The 17,497-nt window shown below is 51.6% G+C and carries 22 protein-coding genes and 1 pseudogene; all 23 read left to right on the top strand.

Features of this window, described 5'->3' with window-relative positions:
- Positions 1-33: 33 nt before the first annotated feature.
- The 23 genes and pseudogenes from H8A87_RS16345 (at position 34) to H8A87_RS16235 (ending at position 17,337) form a co-directional block, all read left to right on the top strand.
- The gene (locus H8A87_RS16345) at positions 34-276 is read left to right on the top strand and encodes an Acb2/Tad1 domain-containing protein (protein WP_198690996.1); all 243 of its coding nucleotides are present in this window, start codon (positions 34-36) and stop codon (positions 274-276) included.
- A gap of 1,085 nt (positions 277-1,361) precedes the next feature.
- Positions 1,362-1,814: pseudogene (locus H8A87_RS20535) on the top strand (phage antirepressor N-terminal domain-containing protein); the annotation flags it as partial.
- 135 nt (positions 1,815-1,949) lie between these two features.
- Positions 1,950-2,306 (top strand): hypothetical protein, encoded by a 357-nt coding sequence (locus H8A87_RS16335; protein WP_198690995.1) that lies wholly within the window; start codon positions 1,950-1,952, stop codon positions 2,304-2,306.
- Positions 2,307-2,308: 2 nt separating this feature from the next.
- Positions 2,309-2,665, top strand: coding sequence for an HNH endonuclease (locus H8A87_RS16330; protein WP_198691001.1), 357 nt, complete (start codon positions 2,309-2,311; stop codon positions 2,663-2,665).
- 15 nt (positions 2,666-2,680) lie between these two features.
- Positions 2,681-3,346: an HNH endonuclease gene (locus H8A87_RS16325; RefSeq protein WP_198690994.1), complete on the top strand. Its 666-nt coding sequence runs from the start codon at positions 2,681-2,683 to the stop codon at positions 3,344-3,346.
- Positions 3,347-3,515: 169 nt separating this feature from the next.
- Positions 3,516-3,977: a phage terminase small subunit P27 family gene (locus tag H8A87_RS16320; RefSeq protein WP_198690993.1), complete on the top strand. Its 462-nt coding sequence runs from the start codon at positions 3,516-3,518 to the stop codon at positions 3,975-3,977.
- Positions 3,978-3,979: 2 nt separating this feature from the next.
- On the top strand, positions 3,980-5,716 hold the full coding sequence (locus tag H8A87_RS16315; RefSeq protein ID WP_198690992.1) for a terminase large subunit: 1,737 nt from the start codon (positions 3,980-3,982) through the stop codon (positions 5,714-5,716).
- An 8-nt stretch (positions 5,717-5,724) separates the two neighbouring features.
- On the top strand, positions 5,725-5,901 hold the full coding sequence (locus H8A87_RS16310; protein WP_198690991.1) for a hypothetical protein: 177 nt from the start codon (positions 5,725-5,727) through the stop codon (positions 5,899-5,901).
- Positions 5,901-7,139, top strand: coding sequence for a phage portal protein (locus tag H8A87_RS16305; protein ID WP_198690990.1), 1,239 nt, complete (start codon positions 5,901-5,903; stop codon positions 7,137-7,139). Before H8A87_RS16310 ends, H8A87_RS16305 begins: the two co-directional genes overlap by 1 nt.
- Positions 7,117-7,767, top strand: a complete 651-nt coding sequence (locus tag H8A87_RS16300; RefSeq protein WP_198691000.1) for an HK97 family phage prohead protease — start codon at positions 7,117-7,119, stop codon at positions 7,765-7,767. The genes H8A87_RS16305 and H8A87_RS16300 overlap by 23 nt, the downstream gene beginning before the upstream one ends.
- A 12-nt stretch (positions 7,768-7,779) precedes the next feature.
- A complete protein-coding gene (locus H8A87_RS16295) occupies positions 7,780-8,991 on the top strand; it encodes a phage major capsid protein (protein ID WP_198690989.1) in 1,212 nt (403 codons plus the stop codon).
- 43 nt (positions 8,992-9,034) lie between these two features.
- Positions 9,035-9,349 carry a head-tail connector protein gene (locus tag H8A87_RS16290; RefSeq protein WP_198690988.1) on the top strand — a complete coding sequence of 105 codons (315 nt, stop codon included), beginning with the start codon at positions 9,035-9,037 and terminating at the stop codon, positions 9,347-9,349.
- Complete coding sequence (locus H8A87_RS16285; protein WP_198690987.1) at positions 9,340-9,660, top strand: phage head closure protein; 321 nt, start codon at positions 9,340-9,342, stop codon at positions 9,658-9,660. Before H8A87_RS16290 ends, H8A87_RS16285 begins: the two co-directional genes overlap by 10 nt.
- Complete coding sequence (locus H8A87_RS16280) at positions 9,657-10,097, top strand: HK97-gp10 family putative phage morphogenesis protein (RefSeq protein WP_198690986.1); 441 nt, start codon at positions 9,657-9,659, stop codon at positions 10,095-10,097. The genes H8A87_RS16285 and H8A87_RS16280 overlap by 4 nt, the downstream gene beginning before the upstream one ends.
- Positions 10,094-10,429: a hypothetical protein gene (locus H8A87_RS16275; protein ID WP_198690985.1), complete on the top strand. Its 336-nt coding sequence runs from the start codon at positions 10,094-10,096 to the stop codon at positions 10,427-10,429. The genes H8A87_RS16280 and H8A87_RS16275 overlap by 4 nt, the downstream gene beginning before the upstream one ends.
- An 18-nt stretch (positions 10,430-10,447) precedes the next feature.
- On the top strand, positions 10,448-10,918 hold the full coding sequence (locus H8A87_RS16270) for a phage tail tube protein (RefSeq protein ID WP_198690984.1): 471 nt from the start codon (positions 10,448-10,450) through the stop codon (positions 10,916-10,918).
- A gap of 2 nt (positions 10,919-10,920) precedes the next feature.
- Positions 10,921-11,307 (top strand): phage tail assembly chaperone, encoded by a 387-nt coding sequence (locus tag H8A87_RS16265; RefSeq protein WP_408646934.1) that lies wholly within the window; start codon positions 10,921-10,923, stop codon positions 11,305-11,307.
- An 8-nt stretch (positions 11,308-11,315) separates the two neighbouring features.
- Positions 11,316-11,582, top strand: a complete 267-nt coding sequence (locus H8A87_RS16260) for a phage tail assembly protein T (RefSeq protein ID WP_198690983.1) — start codon at positions 11,316-11,318, stop codon at positions 11,580-11,582.
- Between the two features lie 8 nt (positions 11,583-11,590).
- On the top strand, positions 11,591-14,947 hold the full coding sequence (locus H8A87_RS16255) for a phage tail tape measure protein (RefSeq protein WP_198690982.1): 3,357 nt from the start codon (positions 11,591-11,593) through the stop codon (positions 14,945-14,947).
- Complete coding sequence (locus H8A87_RS16250) at positions 14,947-15,279, top strand: phage tail protein (RefSeq protein ID WP_198690981.1); 333 nt, start codon at positions 14,947-14,949, stop codon at positions 15,277-15,279. The genes H8A87_RS16255 and H8A87_RS16250 overlap by 1 nt, the downstream gene beginning before the upstream one ends.
- Positions 15,280-15,285: 6 nt before the next feature.
- A complete protein-coding gene (locus H8A87_RS16245; RefSeq protein ID WP_408646935.1) occupies positions 15,286-16,038 on the top strand; it encodes a phage minor tail protein L in 753 nt (250 codons plus the stop codon).
- A gap of 2 nt (positions 16,039-16,040) precedes the next feature.
- Entirely contained in the window at positions 16,041-16,745 is a 705-nt protein-coding gene (locus H8A87_RS16240) for a C40 family peptidase (protein ID WP_198690979.1), read from the top strand.
- A gap of 46 nt (positions 16,746-16,791) precedes the next feature.
- Positions 16,792-17,337 (top strand): zinc ribbon domain-containing protein, encoded by a 546-nt coding sequence (locus H8A87_RS16235; protein ID WP_198690978.1) that lies wholly within the window; start codon positions 16,792-16,794, stop codon positions 17,335-17,337.
- Positions 17,338-17,497 lie beyond the last annotated feature (160 nt).

The raw sequence follows: 17,497 nt of genomic DNA, 5'->3' as shown, positions 1-17,497 counted from the left end.
GGGATTATGTGAATAGTGAATGCAGAGGTAACAATGGAAAATCAACACCGTAAAATCACCGGCTACCGTGAATTAACCCAAGATGAGATTGATTGCATGAACAGGATTAAGACTCTTGGGGAGGAATTAGGTAAACTTTATGATTATCTTGCGGTCACGAATGCACAAACAGGTAATCACCAAATTGACATGCGTTGGCTGAACGAAGGTCGCACTGATCTGCAAAAGGGGATTATGTGCTGGGTTCGTGCTGTGGCTCAACCAACCACTTTTTAATTACCACCTCAGAGCAAATGATTCTGGGGTGGCAGGGGTATATTAGGAGGTAGTGCCTGATCCTCCAAAGTCAAAGTCAGTTGAAATAATTCATGAATAAATATTATTGATTAGATGGAGGTTTGCTCATGTTGTCACCCTTTACGTATTCTAGACCTTCCTTTAGTAATTGTTCATGTTCAGCAGAAAAAGAAGGGTTCCAAGATGAGGAGGGAGATTGAGAAGTTAATGTGCGAGCACCATTCTGTATGTTTCGCACGATGAAAGCGTAGTTTAACATATTAAAATTATCGTTGGATAAAGGAATAATTATATTTTGTTGATAGCTTAATATGTCTAGATCAAAAGTATGTGGGAGTAACCTACAGAAGTCATATGGATAATAATGATAATAGTAAAACCCTAGCTCACGAAGTAATATCTCAGCTGAGTCATGAGTTAAGAAAAGTCTGGTAGCAATTTTGCTTATAACTTCTATTTTTGGGTGCTGTATTTCCAGTGAAATACGCCTATTGTCTGATCTTACGTATTGAGAAATAAGATCATTTTCTTTTCTTAACACATTATAACAATCTCTATGTAGTCTGGACATAAAACCCCCACTAAAATCAGGATATACGTAATAACACATACCCCCATCTCCACCACAAAACAAACGAATAAATCTTAACTATTAGTTACTTCATGAAACTAAAAACAATATTCCTTTACCCATTCCCTTGAGTGGTTAAAGCAATAACCCATGCCATCATCCCGTTCTCACCGCGTACCCAACGCATACGGTCTGGTGGCATTTTTATATCTGCATTTCACCGCGCACTCACCGCGCACATAACTAAAAAAACGCAGAACCTTACAGAAGTCGAGCCTGAGAAAATCCGTTAATTAGGGTAATTTCTGTGGGCGGGATTTCTGGTGAGCAGGTTCGACTTCTATAAGGAAAGCACCCTATGAGTAACTTATTAACTGCCGAAATTAACTTCAAAGGTGACACCATCACCACAATGAAAGAAGGTGATATTGAGTATGTCGCAATGAAACATATTGTTAAGAATTTAGGTATAAGTTGAGGCGCACAACAACAAAAGCTACAGAAAAATAAGGATAAGTTCGGGTGTATCGATATCGATATACCTTCTAGTGGCGGAATCCAAAGTATGTTGTGCATTCCGCTGAAAAAACTTAATGGCTGGCTGTTCAGTATTAACCCCGCGAAAGTTAAAGCAAGCATTCGCAATAAACTCACTCAGTATCAGGAAGAATGTTTTATTGCCCTGCATGACTATTGGACCAAGGGTTACGCCTCTCGTAAGAGATTAAACCTCTCAAGGGCTGAGATAGAAGCACATGAAATTGCTAAATATGATGCGGAGACTTCTGCATTAGCAAGTCAAGGTTCCAGAGATATGAATGACAGGAAAAAAGCAATCCCTGTTATTCAGAATAAGATTCGAGATTGGGAAAGCAGACATCTACTGCAATTCGATTATGTTCTGGTTCAAACAGGAACAGGAAGACTCACTCGCTCTAACACTTAAGACGGTAACGGGTGACTTAGGCAGAACTTTATATAATCCCGATGTAAAAATGACGGGGTTATATCAGACACATCAGTTGAATATGCTAAATGCCATCACTTAACACGGATGGCTTTTTCTTTTGGAGAGCAAAGCATGACACAAGGTACAGCAACACACACCATCACTGTCGGTATCAATTACAACACTCAGTCTTTGAACCAACTTGAATCGCAGTTAGAACACATCGCTGAACTGTTGGAGCGTATCCGAGGCCAGCGTTATGACGCAGGCATGAAACTGGCCATTGAGAAGAACGCTGAAGCTATTCTAGATAATGCAGAAAAGGCTTACGGAATAGCCGGAAAGATTCACCTGAAATCAGCAGTCATCGGCTCGGCACAAACAACCGAGTTAATCAATGACGACCACATCCGCCAACTCATCCGCGAAGAGTTACGCCAGTTCGTCCGGCGTGAGAGTCGGCGAGGCGGATTACTCTCAAGGTGGTGATGATGCCTCCACGTATACCCAGAGCCTGTCGCAAGCAAGGCTGCCCCAGGACCACCACTGACCGCTCTGGTTACTGCACTGACCACCTGCACACAGGCTGGCAGAACCATCAGCAGGGAAAGAGCCGACATGAGCGCGGCTACGGCAGCAAATGGGATAAGATAAGGCAGCGCATTCTTAAAAGAGACAGACACTTATGCCAACAGTGCTTAAGTCATGAGCGGGTAACCCAAGCCACTATGGTTGACCATATCATACCTAAAGCGCATGGCGGAACGGATGCGGACAGTAATCTGTCTGCGATTTGCTATGGCTGCCATAAACTCAAAACGGCACACGAGCGCCTGAAACGATTCTAAATTAGAGGTGAATAAGTGACTGGATCAATTGATGCAGAGTATTTGCACGCCTGCAATAAATCCATGATCAATGTTTGTCAGGTTGAAGGTTGTGAATTAAAAGTACGCTCTCGTAATAGTCCTTATTGTGAAAAGCACTATATGAGAGTAAGACGTCATGGTTCAACTGAAAGGCGCTCAACACTAAAGCAAGGCAAGCTACAGCACTCTGGTGGTTATTTGTTGGTATACGCACCGGATCACCCATTAAGGAGAAATGGTTGTAGAGTTTATGAACATCGCGCTGTTTATTATCAGTGTCACGGTGATGGGCCATTTCGGTGCCATTGGTGTGAGGCTATTGTGACATGGGATGATATGCATGTGGATCATCTTGATGATTGCAAAACAAATAATATCCCAGAAAATCTTGTAGCCAGTTGCCCGACCTGCAACCAAAAAAGAGGGCACCATAAGGTAGCACGTGCTATGCGGCTACGCTCACATAGGCGATACACTGTTCACGGAAAAACGATGTGCTTAAATGAATGGGCTGAGCATCTAGGTTTATCGTTCTCTGCCTTGCAATGGAGACTGGATAGAGGATGGCCGATTGAGAAAGTATTTAGTCCAAGGATAGGTAAAACAGGTCTTTCCAGCAAAAGAAAGCCGAAAGCATGTGATGATTCCTCTTATATTTAATTCCTTTTTGTAATCATTGCGCATGTCATAGTCACACAGGGGGAGGGGCGGGTCAAATCCCTGCCACTCTCGCCCCCAAGTACCGCCGCTTAGCCCTTTTCTGTATCGCCGCGAAATGCAAACCTTTTTTTGGGGTGCCCCAACTGCGCCATTTCACAGGAGAAACACCATGGCAGGACGACCGCCAACCCCGACCCACCTGCGTTTGGTGAGGGGTAACCCATCAAAACGCCCGATTAACGAAAACGAACCCATGCCGGAAAAAGGGATACCCAACGTCCCCAAGCATTTCGGGAAAATGGGGCGCTACTGGCACGAGCGGATCGCCGGGGAGCTGGATAACGTCGGTATCCTGACGCAGCTTGACGCCAAGGCACTGGAGTTGCTGATTGAGGCTTACGTTGAATACCGGACACATTGCGACACACTGAATGAAGAGGGTTACACCTACCGCACCGATCAGGGCTTAATCAAGGCCCACCCGGCCGCCGGAATGAAAGCCGATGCGTGGAAACGCATTCACGCCATGCTGAGCGCGTTCGGCATGTCACCGTCCAGTCGGTCAAAAGTGAATATGGCCGGGGAAGACAAAGACGATCCACTGGCCGAACTGTTACAGCGGAGAGACTGACTATGGCAAAAGTTATTGACGGCATCCGCTATGCCGAGCGGGTCATTGCCGGTGAAATTGTATCCGGCGAGCTGGTTCGTCTGGCCTGCCAGCGTTTTCTGGATGACCTGAAACACGGCGAAGCACGCGGCATCACATTCAGCGAACCCCGTGCCCGGCATATCCTGAACTTTTACAAATTCGTGCCCCACGTCAAGGGCGCACTGGCAGGCAAACCGATAGACCTGATGGACTGGCACGTTTTCATTCTCATCAATCTCTTTGGGTTTGTGCGCCCGTTGGTGGATGAGTCCACCGGGGAGATTGTCCTGCGCAATGACGGCAGCGGGCGGCCGGTAATGGTGCGTCGATTCCGGACAGCTTATAACGAAGTGGCCCGTAAGAATGCCAAATCGACTTTATCATCCGGTATTGGGCTGTACATGACCGGGGCAGACAGCGAGGGCGGGGCAGAGGTCTATTCGGCTGCCACCACCCGCGATCAGGCGCGTATTGTGTTTGAGGATGCGAAGAACATGATCAAACAGGCCAGACCGACACTGGGGCGCTTGTTTGACTTTAACAAGCTGGCAATTTATCAGGAACAATCCGCCTCCAAGTTTGAACCGCTGTCCAGCGATGCCAACAACCTTGACGGCCTCAATATCCACTGCGGCATTGTTGATGAACTGCACGCCCATAAAACCCGTGATGTGTGGGACGTACTGGAAACCGCCACCGGCGCACGGTTGCAATCCCTGCTGTTTGGTATCACGACGGCCGGCTTTAACAAGGAAGGGATTTGCTACGAGCTGCGCGACTACGCGGTCAAGGTGCTGCGCGGGCAGGTGGACGATGACACCTTTTTCGGCCTGATTTATACCCTCGATAAAGACGATGATCCCTTTGATGAGACCGTGTGGCAGAAAGCCAATCCGGGACTGGGGATCTGCAAGCGCTGGGATGACCTGCGGCGGCTGGCGAAAAAGGCCAAAGAACAGGTCTCTGCCCGGCATAACTTTTTTACCAAGCACATGAACCTGTGGGTCACGGCTGAATCGGCGTGGATGGACATGCTCAAGTGGGATGACTGCGAACCGGTCGCTGCACCGCATGAGCTGAAAACCTACCCGATGTGGGTCGGGGTGGACTTGGCCAACAAGATTGATATCTGCGCCGCCGTCAAGGTGTGGCAGGCGAATAACGGCCATGTCCATGCTGACTTTAAGTTCTGGTTGCCGGAAGATCGGCTGGAACGCTGCTCACGGCAACAGGCGGAGCTGTACCGCAAGTGGGGTGAGATGGGCGCACTCATCCTGACCGACGGTGAGGTGGTGGATCACGCCCAGATAAAGGAGGAGTTGCAGTATTGGGTCAGCGGCGACAGCCTGAAAGAAATCGGCTTTGACCCGTGGAGTGCGACCCAGTTCAGTCTGGCACTGGCGGAAGAAGGGTTGCCATTGGTGGAAGTGCCCCAGACCGTGCGCAACCTGTCGGAAGCCATGAAGACACTGGAAGCCTTGGTTTACAGCGGTAAGTTCCATCACAACGATCACCCGGTCATGAACTGGATGATGAGCAATGTCACGGTCAAGCCGGACAAAAACGACAACATTTTTCCCAACAAATCCACGCCGGAAGCCAAGATAGACGGCCCCTTTGCCCTGTTTACCGCCCTGAGCCGCCTATTGGTGAACGGCGGGGAGCAAGCGGAAAGCCTGTCTGATGTGCTGATGAGCCGGGGTTTGCGCGCGCTTTGAGGTTTTTCATGAAACTATTAATCATTATTGCCCCGCTGACGGGTCTGGCGGGCGGCGTCCTGCTGTCTTACGGGGCGTGGCTGCTGTTGCCGTCTGCGGGGTTTATGGTAGCGGGCGGGTTGTGCCTTGGCTGGTCCTATCTGGTCTCGCGCATGCTCGGCCGCCAGCCTGACAGGGAGGCCTGATGTTTTTTCCCGGACTGTTTCGAAAATCGACCCAACCAATGACTTCACGGGGCTTAAGCGAGCTGATAGGCCTGTCGTATGACACCTACAGCGGACGGCGGGTCAGCCCCCGGCTCGCAATGCAGTTAACTGCGGTGTTCAGTTGTGTGCGGGTACTGGCGGAATCGGTCGGCATGCTGCCCTGTTCGCTATATGAGCAATTAGAACGAGGCAACCGGCGTGCCGTTAAGGAGCGGCTGCATAAGCTGTTGTCGGTCAAACCCAATAATTACATGACTCCGCAGGAGTTCTGGGAGTTGCTGATTGCCTGCCTGTGTCTGCGCGGTAATTTCTACGCCTACAAGGTCAAGGCGCTGGGGGAAGTGGTGGAGTTATTGCCCCTCGATCCGGGCAGTGTCACCCCCAAACTCAACAGTGACTGGGTGCCGGAATATCAGGTGACCTTCCCGAACGGCGAAAGCGCCACATTAACGCAGGATGACATCTGGCATGTCCGTATCTTTACGCTGGACGGCCTGACCGGGTTAAGCCCCGTTGCCTATGCCCGGCAGGCGATCGGGCTGGGGCTGGCGACCGAAGAACACGGTTCGCGGTTGTTCGGCAACGGGGCGGTCACCAGCGGGGTATTGCAAACCGAGCAGACGCTGACCGATGAGGCCTTTGACCGGCTGAAAGCGGATTTTGAAGCGCAGCATCAGGGGCTGGTCAACGCCCATAAGCCGATGATTTTAGAAATGGGGCTGAAATGGAGCCAAATCAGTTTATCGGCCGAAGATGCCCAGTTTCTGGAAACCCGCAAGTTTCAGCTGGAAGAAATCTGTCGTATCTACCGGGTGCCACTGCATATGGTGCAAAACACGGATAGAGCGACATTCAACAATATTGAGAATCTGGGGATCGGCTTTATTAACTATTCGCTGGTGCCGTACCTCACCCGCATTGAACAGCGGATTAATGCGGGGCTGGTGAAACCCGGCAAACAAGGGCGGTTTTACGCCAAGTTCAATACCGGGGCGTTATTGCGCGGGGACATGAAATCCCGCTTCGAATCTTACGCCACCGGGATTAACTGGGGGATCTACTCCCCGAATGAATGCCGCGAACTGGAAGAACTCAACCCCCGTGAGGGCGGTGATATTTACCTGACCCCGATGAACATGACCACCAAACCGGAAAACACCAACAAAAAACCCACGGAGGAAAAACCGCATGCCGATGATGACCAAACAACGGCTTGATGTCCCCCTGAAAATCAAATCGGTCAGCGACTCCGGCGAGTTCGAGGGCTACGGTTCGGTGTTCGGGGTCAGGGACAGTTATGACGATATCGTCTTGGCGGGGGCGTTTGCCAGCACCCTGAAACAGTGGGGAGAAAAAGGCGGCTTACCGGCGTTGCTCTGGCAGCACCGAATAGATGAACCCATCGGTATCTACACCGAGATGAAAGAAGACGAGATCGGGCTATACCTGAAAGGGCGGTTGTTGATTGACGATGACCCGCTGGCGAAACGGGCACATGCCCATATGAAAGCGGGGTCACTCTCCGGCCTGTCCATCGGTTACGTACTGAAAGACTGGGAGTACGACCGAACCAAAGAGGCGTTTTTACTGAAAGATCTCGATTTGTGGGAGGTGAGTCTGGTGACCTTTCCTGCCAACGATGATGCCCGGGTGAGTGACGTCAAAACCGCCTTTGCCCGGGGCGATATCCCTACCCCGAAAAGTATTGAACGGGTCCTGCGCGACGTTGGACTCTCCCGCTCTCAGGCCAAGGCATTCATGGCTGAGGGTTATGGAGCCTTGTCTTTGCGTGACGCTGAGACAACCTCGGCATTAAATGCACTGAAATCATTACATTTTAACTAACCGGAGTTTTTTATGGCTATTGAAGTCAAAGAAATACAACAGGTCGCGCAGGAAATCCAGCAGCGTTTTGATGAGTTCAGACAGAAGAACGATCAGCGCATTGACGCGATTGAGGCGGAAAAAGGCAGGCTGGCCGGACAGGTCGAAACCCTGAACGGCAAGCTCAGTGAACTGGATACCCTGAAAACATCACTCGAAGAGGAGCTGGCAGGGCTGAAACGCCCGGCCGGTGGCAGCAATAACAAGGCCGCGAGTGAGCACAAGGCGGCGTTTGCCCAGTTTATCCGCAAGGGCAAGGATGACGGGCTGGCGGAACTGGAACAAAAAGCCATGCAGACCACAACCGCACCAGAGGGGGGCTACGCCGTACCGGAAGAGCTGGATCGCAATATCATCAGCGCACTGAAAGATGAAGTGGTGATGCGGGCTGAGTGTAACGTGGTGTCGGTGGGCACCCCGAATTTCAAGCGGCTGGTCAATCAGGGTGGCACCAACAGCGGCTGGGTCGGGGAGACGGACGAACGCCCGGAAACCAAGACCTCAAAGCTGGCGCAAATCGAGCCAGCATGGGGTGAAATCTACGGCAATCCGGCCGCCACCCAGATCATGCTGGATGATGCTTTCTTCGACGTGGAAGCCTTTATCACGTCTGAGTTGACGCAGGAATTCGCCGAACAGGAAGAAGACGCCTTTACCCACGGCGACGGGAAGAACAAGCCAAAAGGCTTACTGGCCTACGGCAGTGAAGCACAGGACGACAAGGATCGTCAATGGGGTACGTTGCAGCACCTGTTGCTGAAAAAGCCAACCGAGGTCACGGCAGACGAAATCCTGAAACTGATTTACACCCTGCGCAAGCCATACCGCAACGGGGCGAAATTCATGATGAACAACAACATGCTGTTTCAGGTACGCACTCTGAAAGACAGTCAGGGCAACTATCTGTGGCAGCCGGGTCTGCAACTGGGGCAACCCTCCGCCTTGCTGGGCTACGGCATTGCCGAAAATGAACAGTTTGCCGACTTGGGCGCGGGCGCTATCCCGGTGGCATTCGGTAGCTTCAGGCGTTGCTACACCATTCTGGACAGGCTGGGAGTCCGTATGCTGCGTGACCCGTACACCCGCAAGCCGTTTATCCACTTCTACACCACTAAACGGGTCGGTTCCCTGCTGGTGGACAGCAACGCCGTGAAACTGCTGAAAGCGGCAGAGGGTGGCAAGTAAATAGTCGGGCGGCCTTTGTGCCGCCTTTTTCCTGGAGTCAGAAATGCCATTACCGACGATTGACGAGCTGCGGTTGCAGTGCAAGGTGGATGAAACACAGGACGATGAGCTGTTGCTGGCCTATCTGGCGAGCGCCAAAGAAAAAGCAGAGAACTACCTCAACCGCAAGCTTTATGAAGAGCAGGTTCCGGCAGATGATCCTGACGGCATGCTGATAACCCCGCTGATTAAACTGGCCTTAATGCTGGCCGTGGGGTTTTGGTATGAGCACCGTGAACCCAATGTATTAGCCAGCGGATTTAAAGAGTTGCTGAATGATTACCGCATCAGGCCTGTCGGGAGGGAACAATGGACATAGGCAGGCTTCGCCACCGGATCACAATCGAAGGCATCAAAACCGACCGCACGCCGATGGGTGGCGTGACGAAAAAGCGCTACCTTGTGGCGACAGTGTGGGCGGAGGTGAAATTTATCAGCGGCCGTGAACTGGTGGCGTCCAAGGCGGTGCTGTCTGAGAGTATCGCCCGGTTCTGGATACGTTACCGTGATGATATTGATACCACAATGAATATTGTCTTCAGGGGCAAAACCTACACCATTCAGGCGGTGATGCCGGACAATAAATTAACCCGGCTGGAACTGCTTTGTCAGGAGGGCGTCAAGCAATGACGATAGTCGATTTTTCCGCACTCAAAGATCTGTCACGGGACTTGGAGCTGCTCAGTAAAGCCGAAAGTAACAAGGTGTTACGCAAGGGCACGTATGCAGGGGCAAAAATCCTGCGCGACGAGACCCGTAACCGTGCCCCGGTCAGAACGGGCAAATTGAAAAAGAACATCATGGCGGCCAACCGGAAAAAGGGGCGCGACGGCATTTCATCCGGTGTCTACGTGCGCGGGACGAACAAATCCGGCACCAACAGCGACACCACCATGAAGAAAAACGACCCCAGAAACGCCTATTACTGGCGCTTTCTGGAAAAAGGCACGTCAAAGATGGCTCCGAAACCGTTCATTGATCCGGCCTTTGAGTCGAAAGCCGATGAAGCCGCCGACGCCGCCTTTGCGGTGGCATTGAAGGCGATTGACGAGGTACTGACGAAATGAACGACGGCGACCTGTTCAGACTGCTGGCCCCGGTGCTGCCGGGGCGGGTGTTTCCCTATCTCATCCCGCAAAGCGAAAGAAGTGCCGCCGCGCCGTGGTGTGTGTTCTCCACTTACAGTATTTACACCGATGTGCTGAGCGGTCAGTCCGTGAAAATGACGCGGGTGCAGATTGACGCCTACGCCCCCGCGCTGGACGACGCTGACCAGATTTGTGAAGACGCCTTTAACGCCATCAAAACACTGCAACCCGTTGAGGTGGCGCGTGAAAACAGTTACGAGACTGACACCGGACTGTATCGTGCCACCGTTGAATTCAAAATATATTCCTAACCCCTGCCGGAGATAAACATGGCCAAGTATGAAAAAACCCTCGAAACGTCGCTGTCGGTTTCCGCTGATGCGACGAATGATGCGACCAGCGCCCTGATCAAATGGGTGGCGATTGATACCTCAGTGAAAGAGATCAACTACACCGGTGGTCAGAAATCCGACATTGAAGTCACCACGCTCGGCTCGCGTGAGCAGGAGATGATAAACGGACTGGCAGCCCCGGCTGAAATCACCCTGTCCGGGCACTGGACCGCCGAAGAGGAAGGGCAGGATATTTTGCGCGTTGCCTACGACACCGACCGCGCCCATGCGTTCCGGGTCAGGTTCCCCAGCGGGGCCGGTTATGTTTTTCTGGCGGAGGTCAGGCAGGAATCATGGCAGGCGGCCGCCAACGGCATCGTGAGTGCCTCCTTCACTTTGCGCATGCGAGGCCGCCCGACCCCCTTAACCAAAAAACAACAACAATCTGACACCCAGAAAGGAGAATAACCGTGAATATCCGTCAACTGGCGTTAACGCCGAAACTAGGTTTCCGTACCAAAACTGTGACCGTGCCTGAATGGGATAATGCCGCCGTGATATTACGCGAACCGTCGGCGGGGGCATGGATCCGCTGGAATGACATCACCCACCCGACAACGGAAGAAGAGGCCGACGCCGCGCCCTCCACGGCGGATAAAGTCCTGCGCAACACCCGCGCCGATGTGGTGCTGTTTATTGATGTGCTGTGCGATGAAAACGGCGATCCGGTCTTCACGCCCGACGACACGGAGGAAGTGATGAGCATCTATGCACCCGTGCATTCCCGCTTGCTGCATCAGGCACTCAGCTTGATAACCTCCCCCGACGAGGCGGAAAAAAAGTCGCTGCCCCATTGACCGCTTTTATGCTGACACTCGCTCTGCGCCTCGGTAAAACCTTATCTGAGTTGCAGGGCGGGTTAAGTGCCAGCGAGTTGATGCTGTGGATGGCCTATGACCGCGAAAATCCCCTCAGCGACCGACGCGGTGATATTCAGGCCGCGCAAATCGCCTCTGCCGTCTACCAGTCTCAGGGCGCAAAAGTCAGCCTGAGTGATGCGCTGCTTCAATGGGGAAATCCTGACGAAGAGGAGCAGGACGACTTCGAACATTTCTTTGCTAATCTCGCATAGGTGACACTGTGGCAAAATTACGCGAACTGATTATCAAAATCTCGGCCAATTCCAGCTCGTATCAGGCCGAAATTGCGCGGGCGGCGCGATTGGGTGAAAACTACCACCGGGTGATGGAAAAGGGCAACCGGAGTGCCACGGTCGCCGCCCGTGGCAGCAGTGCCGCCCTGCGCGACCTGAATAACCAACTGGCTTCTGTCAAGGCATCGGCCATGGGCATGGCGGGTTCGTTTGCCGGCATCTTCGCCACCGGGCGTCTTATCAGTCTGGCGGACGGTTACAACTCCCTGAATGCCCGCATCAAACTGGCAACCACTTCGACGGAGGATTTTAAGCACGCCCAGCAAGAGCTGATGCGGATTAGCCAGTATACCGGCTCCGCGTTTGAATCCAATGCGGGTTTGTTCTCCCGCGTCTCCAGCTCCCTGCGGGAATATGGCTATTCGACCAAGGATATTCTGTCCCTGACAGACGCACTGGCAACTGGCCTGCAAGTGTCGGGGGCATCTGCCGAAGAAACCTCTTCATTGATTGTCCAGTTATCACAGGCATTGGGGCGCGGTGTCCTCCGGGGGCAGGACTTTAACTCGGTGGCACAATCGGGGCAGCGGATCATGAAAGCGCTGTCGGATGGATTGGGGGTCGCCCAGAAGGACCTGAAAGCGCTGGCCGATGCCGGTGAACTGACCACGCCTAAGATTATCCCGGCATTGATTGGGCAGTTAAACACCCTGCACAAAGAATTTGACTCCATGCCAAACAGCGTCAGTGCGGCATCAACCCGGGTCACAAACGCCTTTCAGGAATGGGTGGGTGAAACGAACAAAACGACGGCGGTGACCGCCACCCTCTCCGGGGCGCTGGATGGCGTGGCGAGAAACATCGACACGGTAGCCACCGTTGCGGCGGGATTGGTGGCGATAGGGGCGGCCCGCTTCTTCGGCGGCATGGCATCCGGGGCAATTAATTCTGCCCGCGGGGTGTTTCAGGCATACCGGGCTGAGGTGGCATTAGCGAGTGCTCAGGTCAAGGGTACTCAGGTATCCATTTTACGGACAAAGGCTGAGGTGTCTCGGGCATACCAGGCCATAGCTGCTGCCCGGAATGCTGACCAGCAGACGCTGGCTGAAAAAAGGTTATCACAGGTTCAAGACCGGCTGCGCCGCAATATTGACGCCCGAAAAGCGGCGCAGGATCGGCTAAATGGCGTGACCTCGGTGGGTTCGCGGTTAATGGGCGGGGCACTGGGGTTGATTGGCGGCATTCCCGGCTTGCTGATGCTGGGAGCGGGTGCATGGTACACGATGTACCAGAATCAGGAACAGGCCAGATTATCGGCACAGGAATACGCCCGCACCATTGATGAAATCCCGCAAAAAATCCCCAAAATGAACCTGCCTGAAACGGCAGACAATGCGAAAGAGTCCCAGAAAGCCTTAAATGAACAAAACCGCTTAATCGATGAACAGGTTAAGCGAATTAATGAATTAAAGCATCGAGTAGAAACGTTAAACCAGTCTCGTAGCAATCCTGATTACAAAAAATACCTTGGCGGAATCAAGGATATTGAACTGATCAAAGGGCTGGAAAAAGCCACAGCAGATCTGGCAGTTGAGCAGTCCCGCTTAAATGCCATGCAGGAAAAGGCGAACGAAATTCAGCTAGTGATGATATCGCTTGAACAACGCCGAATAGATCTAATTCAAAAAGAAAAAGAGAAGCAGGACGCCATTCGCACATCTCTCTTTATGATGAACGGTGAATATAGCGAATTCAATCGCCTAATGTCTGTGGGAAATCGCCTACTTCAAGAACGCCAACAGCATGCCCAAATTCCCCTGATGCTGCCTCAAGCCCCCTTGGATGACAGACAAAAGGATTTTCTTAAGAAATCTGAACGTGATCTGACACTCTCTTCATTGCAGGGAGAGGATAAAGTCAGAAAGCAGGCGGAGTTTGCCGCCGAAGATCAAAGGCTAAATACCCCAGATCATCAGAATAATTATCAACAATATCTCAATAATACGGTAGCCGCCTATCGCAACGGGGAAAAAGCCAAAGAAGCGCAGGCTGCCGCTGCAAAAGCCGCCAGTGAAGCGGCAAAGGCGGCTCGTGAAGCGGCCAGCGCACAGGAAAATTACCGGAAGAAAGTCGCTGACCTGAACAAAGAAATTCAGGTCGAACAGGTGCGCATGAACGAGGGGGAAATGGCGGCGCAGCGGTTTGCCTCCGCCTTGGAAATCAGCGCCACCTACACCGGGAAACAGCGTGAGGCGATTATCCATCTCAACAAGACGCTGGAAGACACCAAACAGAGATACCAAGACTTGCAGGATGCTATAGAGGCTGACCCGTTCCGTAATGTGGCCAAAAGAACCAGGGAAGCCGCAGACCAGCTAGCGCGGCAGAAGGCCACGGGTCAAATTCAGTCACCCGCCGAATACGATTACCGGAAAGGTGAGATATGGAAAGATGAAGTTCGGGGCAATGCAGATGCCAGCCAGCAATATGCGGTATCGGCGAAAGATGCGCTGCGGGGTGATGTTGATCCTATTCAGGACATTGAGAACCAGTTAGCGCGCAAAAAAGCCCTGTATGAAACCTATGCAGCAGAGCAGGTTATCAGTGAACAGCGTAAAAATGAGCTGGTTCTTGCCGCTGAACGTGATACTGATACCAAGCGATTTGAGGCAGCCAAGCAGTTGTTTGCCAGTCAGGGTGACCTACAGTCGCTCGCCGTGACGATGTTTGAAACCACGCAAGAGCGAATGGGCAATATGATCACCGGCCTTTTGACGGGCACCAAATCTCTCAGGGAAGGGATGTCTGAGTTGTTCGCGTCTCTGGCTCAGGACGTGGTTAAGAGTCTGGTTAAAATGGCAACACAGGCCTTGATCACCAATACCATCATGAAAGGTATGGAATCAGCGGGTGGCGGCGGTGGCATGTTCAGTGGTTTTGCCTCCATGTTCACCAAGAACGCCAAAGGCGGTGTTTACGACTCCCCCAGCTTAAGTGCTTACCGTAACCAGATTGTCAGCAGCCCAACCATGTTTGCCTTTGCTAAAGGCGCGGGGCTGATGGGGGAAGCGGGACCCGAAGCCATCATGCCACTGACCCGTGGTGCTGACGGTTCGCTAGGGGTTAAGGTGATTACACCAAAAGGGCTGGAGGGTAACGGCAAAGGCAATGTCAATATCCAAGTTTATATCACGGACGGGAAAGCCGAAAGCTCATCATCGAAAGGCGATGACGAAGCCTTCGGGCGTCGTTTTGCTCAGGCCGTCGCTCAGGTCTACTACGCTGAACGGGACAGAGATTTGCGGCAGGGTGGTGCCATCAACAAAGCCATCAGGGGGCGATAATGGAGACATTTACATGGCACCCGCGAGTTAACGCCAGCTCCAACGTTGAATTTGCTATCCGAAAGGCTAAATTCGGCGACGGTTACGAGCAGGTTTCCGGCGCGGGGATCAACCCCAAATCGATGCGATGGAACGTTGATTTTATCGGCAACGAAAAGCATATCAAGGACATCGTTGATTTTCTGGACAGACACGCCGGACACACGGCGTTTATCTGGACACCGCCGCTGGCTGACAAAGGCCTGTATCGCTGCGAAAGCTATAAATATCAGGCTATCGACTATCAGACCTACACCCTTTCAACCGAATTCATTGAGGCACACGCGCCATAGAGGATAATCATGTTTACTGCTGATGTGCAAAAGCTGGATGCCGGGAATACTGTCCGGCTCTACGAAATTGACGGAACAAAGTTTGGCGCTGATATCCTTCGTTTTCATGCATATGGTATGCCAGCTACTGAAAAAGAAATTGAAGCCGCCGAGAAGAAAGGCGGCCAGCCAAAACCCAAATCTATCTGGTGGCAAGGCGATGAGTATCAACCGTGGCCTGTGCAGCTGGAAGAGCTGGAGATGTCCACGGATGGCCGGGCGGCTCGTCCCCGCTTATCCGTGGCTAACGTTGAGGGAACGGTCACCGCGCTATGTCTGCAATTTGACGATATGGTGCAGGCGAAAGTTATTATTCATGACACGTTTGTTCATTATCTGGATGCCCGAAATTTCCCGGCGGGGAATCCCACGGCCGATCCGCAACAAGAACGCAGGCTCATGTTCTATGTGAACAGAAAAACGTCTGAAACCGACACAACCGTGGTTTTTGAGCTGGCCAGCCCCGCGTCACTGGACGGACTGGTCATTCCTACCCGGCAAATTCACGCCGTATGTACATGGTGCGCACGGGGCTGGTATCGCACAGGCAAGGGCTGTGATTATGCCGGGAGTCGTTACTTTGATACCGACAACAACCCGACTGACGACCCCGGTCAGGATCGGTGCCCCGGTTCCGTCATCGCGTGTAAGCTGCGTCACGGTGAGGATAATGAACTGCCATTTGGAGGGTTTCCCGCCTCATCGCTTATCAGGAGGTAATCATGCGTGACAGTACTTTGTCGGCAATATTTGAGCACGCCAAACAGGAGTACCCTAACGAATGTTGCGGCGTGATAGTCCAGAAAAGCCGCGTAGAAAAATACTTTCCCTGCAAAAATCTGGCCCCCAATCCCGCCGAACAATTCCAGTTAGACCCCCATGATTATCTGACCGCGTCAACATGGGGCACCATTACCGGCATCGCTCACAGTCACCCCGACGCCACCACTCTGCCCAGCGATCTGGATGAAGCACAATGCGATTTCACTGAATTGCCGTGGCATATCGTCAGTTGGCCGGAAGGGGATTTTAGGACAATCTACCCGCGCGGAGAGCTGCCTTTGATTGGACGCCCCTTCGTTCTTGGCATTTATGATTGCTACGGCTTGATTATGAGCTATTACCGTCAACAATACGGCATTGAACTGCATGATTACCGGGTCAATTATCCTTGGTGGGAGCAGGGCGAAAATCTCTACATAGAGAATTTTGAGAAAGCGGGATTTGTTGAGGTCAGCGAACCACAGGAGGGAGACGTGGTGCTGATGCAGGTTCAGGCCGATGTACCCAATCATGCCGGGATTATTCTTAACGGAAATTTATTGCTGCATCATCTTTATGGGCAATTGAGCCAGAAAGTGCCGCATGGGGGATATTGGAAAGACAGAACTGTGAAGACACTCCGATATGAAAAATTGCATAAATAATCGTTCATAATTAGCATGGAAGAAGATTAAATGACGGAGGATAGTTATGGATGGTTTTTGGGGGATTGTGATTATTTTTGCCTTTTTAGGATTGCTCCCGGCGGGAATAGCTGCCAGTAAAGGTAGGAGTTTTGGTGCTTGGTGGGTTTATGGCTTCCTTATTTTTATTGTGGCACTCATTCACTCTCTTGTATTGGAATCAAAGCAGCACATTACAGAAGAAAAGAAGATTAATTTAGGAGAAATAAAAAAATGTCCTTTTTGTGCTGAATCAATTAAAGCGGAAGCTATTGTTTGCAAGCATTGCAATAAAGAAATTCCTGCTATTTATAATGTAAAAGATATAGATCTCTTGAGTGTTTTATCTTCTCAGAAGCTCTATTTCCATAAAAATGGAGGTTATGAGCTGGATGATGCAACACTGATGATAGCTGTTCAGAGAATGAAAGATTTAGGGAGGAAAATAACTGATGGAGAGTATGTTAAATTTATTGAAGAATTTGGGAAAATTATTTTATCTATTCAAGGAAATTTACCCGAGCAACTAAAAGACGAATTTGACGAGCGATATCGTTATTGGATGCTCAAATAACCCCCAGCCCTCTTCGGAGGGTTTTTTTATGAGGTCATTATGGCTTATATAGATCCCTCCATTCGCACAATCCGCTTACACGGTGCCCTTGCTGCCAAGTTCGGCGCAACATTTGAATATGCCGCCCGGGATGCCCCGCACGCCATCAGAGCCATGAGCA

Source organism: Xenorhabdus lircayensis (assembly GCF_016306625.1).
Lineage (GTDB): Bacteria > Pseudomonadota > Gammaproteobacteria > Enterobacterales > Enterobacteriaceae > Xenorhabdus > Xenorhabdus lircayensis.
Note: the sequence above shows the minus strand (reverse complement) of the source record. Positions and strands in the feature narration are given on the sequence as shown.

Excerpts from the sequence above, each read along its gene's own strand:
- H8A87_RS16290 (WP_198690988.1), top strand. The coding sequence starts at position 9,035 with ATGCCATTACCGACGATTGACGAGCTGCGGTTGCAGTGCAAGGTGGAT.
- H8A87_RS16285 (WP_198690987.1), top strand. The coding sequence starts at position 9,340 with ATGGACATAGGCAGGCTTCGCCACCGGATCACAATCGAAGGCATCAAA.
- H8A87_RS16235 (WP_198690978.1), top strand. The coding sequence starts at position 16,792 with ATGGATGGTTTTTGGGGGATTGTGATTATTTTTGCCTTTTTAGGATTG.
- H8A87_RS16335 (WP_198690995.1), top strand. The coding sequence starts at position 1,950 with ATGACACAAGGTACAGCAACACACACCATCACTGTCGGTATCAATTAC.
- H8A87_RS16270 (WP_198690984.1), top strand. The coding sequence starts at position 10,448 with ATGGCCAAGTATGAAAAAACCCTCGAAACGTCGCTGTCGGTTTCCGCT.
- H8A87_RS16310 (WP_198690991.1), top strand. The coding sequence starts at position 5,725 with ATGAAACTATTAATCATTATTGCCCCGCTGACGGGTCTGGCGGGCGGC.
- H8A87_RS16260 (WP_198690983.1), top strand. The coding sequence starts at position 11,316 with ATGCTGACACTCGCTCTGCGCCTCGGTAAAACCTTATCTGAGTTGCAG.
- H8A87_RS16275 (WP_198690985.1), top strand. The coding sequence starts at position 10,094 with ATGAACGACGGCGACCTGTTCAGACTGCTGGCCCCGGTGCTGCCGGGG.
- H8A87_RS16320 (WP_198690993.1), top strand. The coding sequence starts at position 3,516 with ATGGCAGGACGACCGCCAACCCCGACCCACCTGCGTTTGGTGAGGGGT.
- H8A87_RS16280 (WP_198690986.1), top strand. The coding sequence starts at position 9,657 with ATGACGATAGTCGATTTTTCCGCACTCAAAGATCTGTCACGGGACTTG.
- H8A87_RS16300 (WP_198691000.1), top strand. The coding sequence starts at position 7,117 with ATGATGACCAAACAACGGCTTGATGTCCCCCTGAAAATCAAATCGGTC.
- H8A87_RS16240 (WP_198690979.1), top strand. The coding sequence starts at position 16,041 with ATGCGTGACAGTACTTTGTCGGCAATATTTGAGCACGCCAAACAGGAG.
- H8A87_RS16330 (WP_198691001.1), top strand. The coding sequence starts at position 2,309 with ATGCCTCCACGTATACCCAGAGCCTGTCGCAAGCAAGGCTGCCCCAGG.
- H8A87_RS16250 (WP_198690981.1), top strand. The coding sequence starts at position 14,947 with ATGGAGACATTTACATGGCACCCGCGAGTTAACGCCAGCTCCAACGTT.
- H8A87_RS16305 (WP_198690990.1), top strand. The coding sequence starts at position 5,901 with ATGTTTTTTCCCGGACTGTTTCGAAAATCGACCCAACCAATGACTTCA.
- H8A87_RS16315 (WP_198690992.1), top strand. The coding sequence starts at position 3,980 with ATGGCAAAAGTTATTGACGGCATCCGCTATGCCGAGCGGGTCATTGCC.
- H8A87_RS16295 (WP_198690989.1), top strand. The coding sequence starts at position 7,780 with ATGGCTATTGAAGTCAAAGAAATACAACAGGTCGCGCAGGAAATCCAG.
- H8A87_RS16345 (WP_198690996.1), top strand. The coding sequence starts at position 34 with ATGGAAAATCAACACCGTAAAATCACCGGCTACCGTGAATTAACCCAA.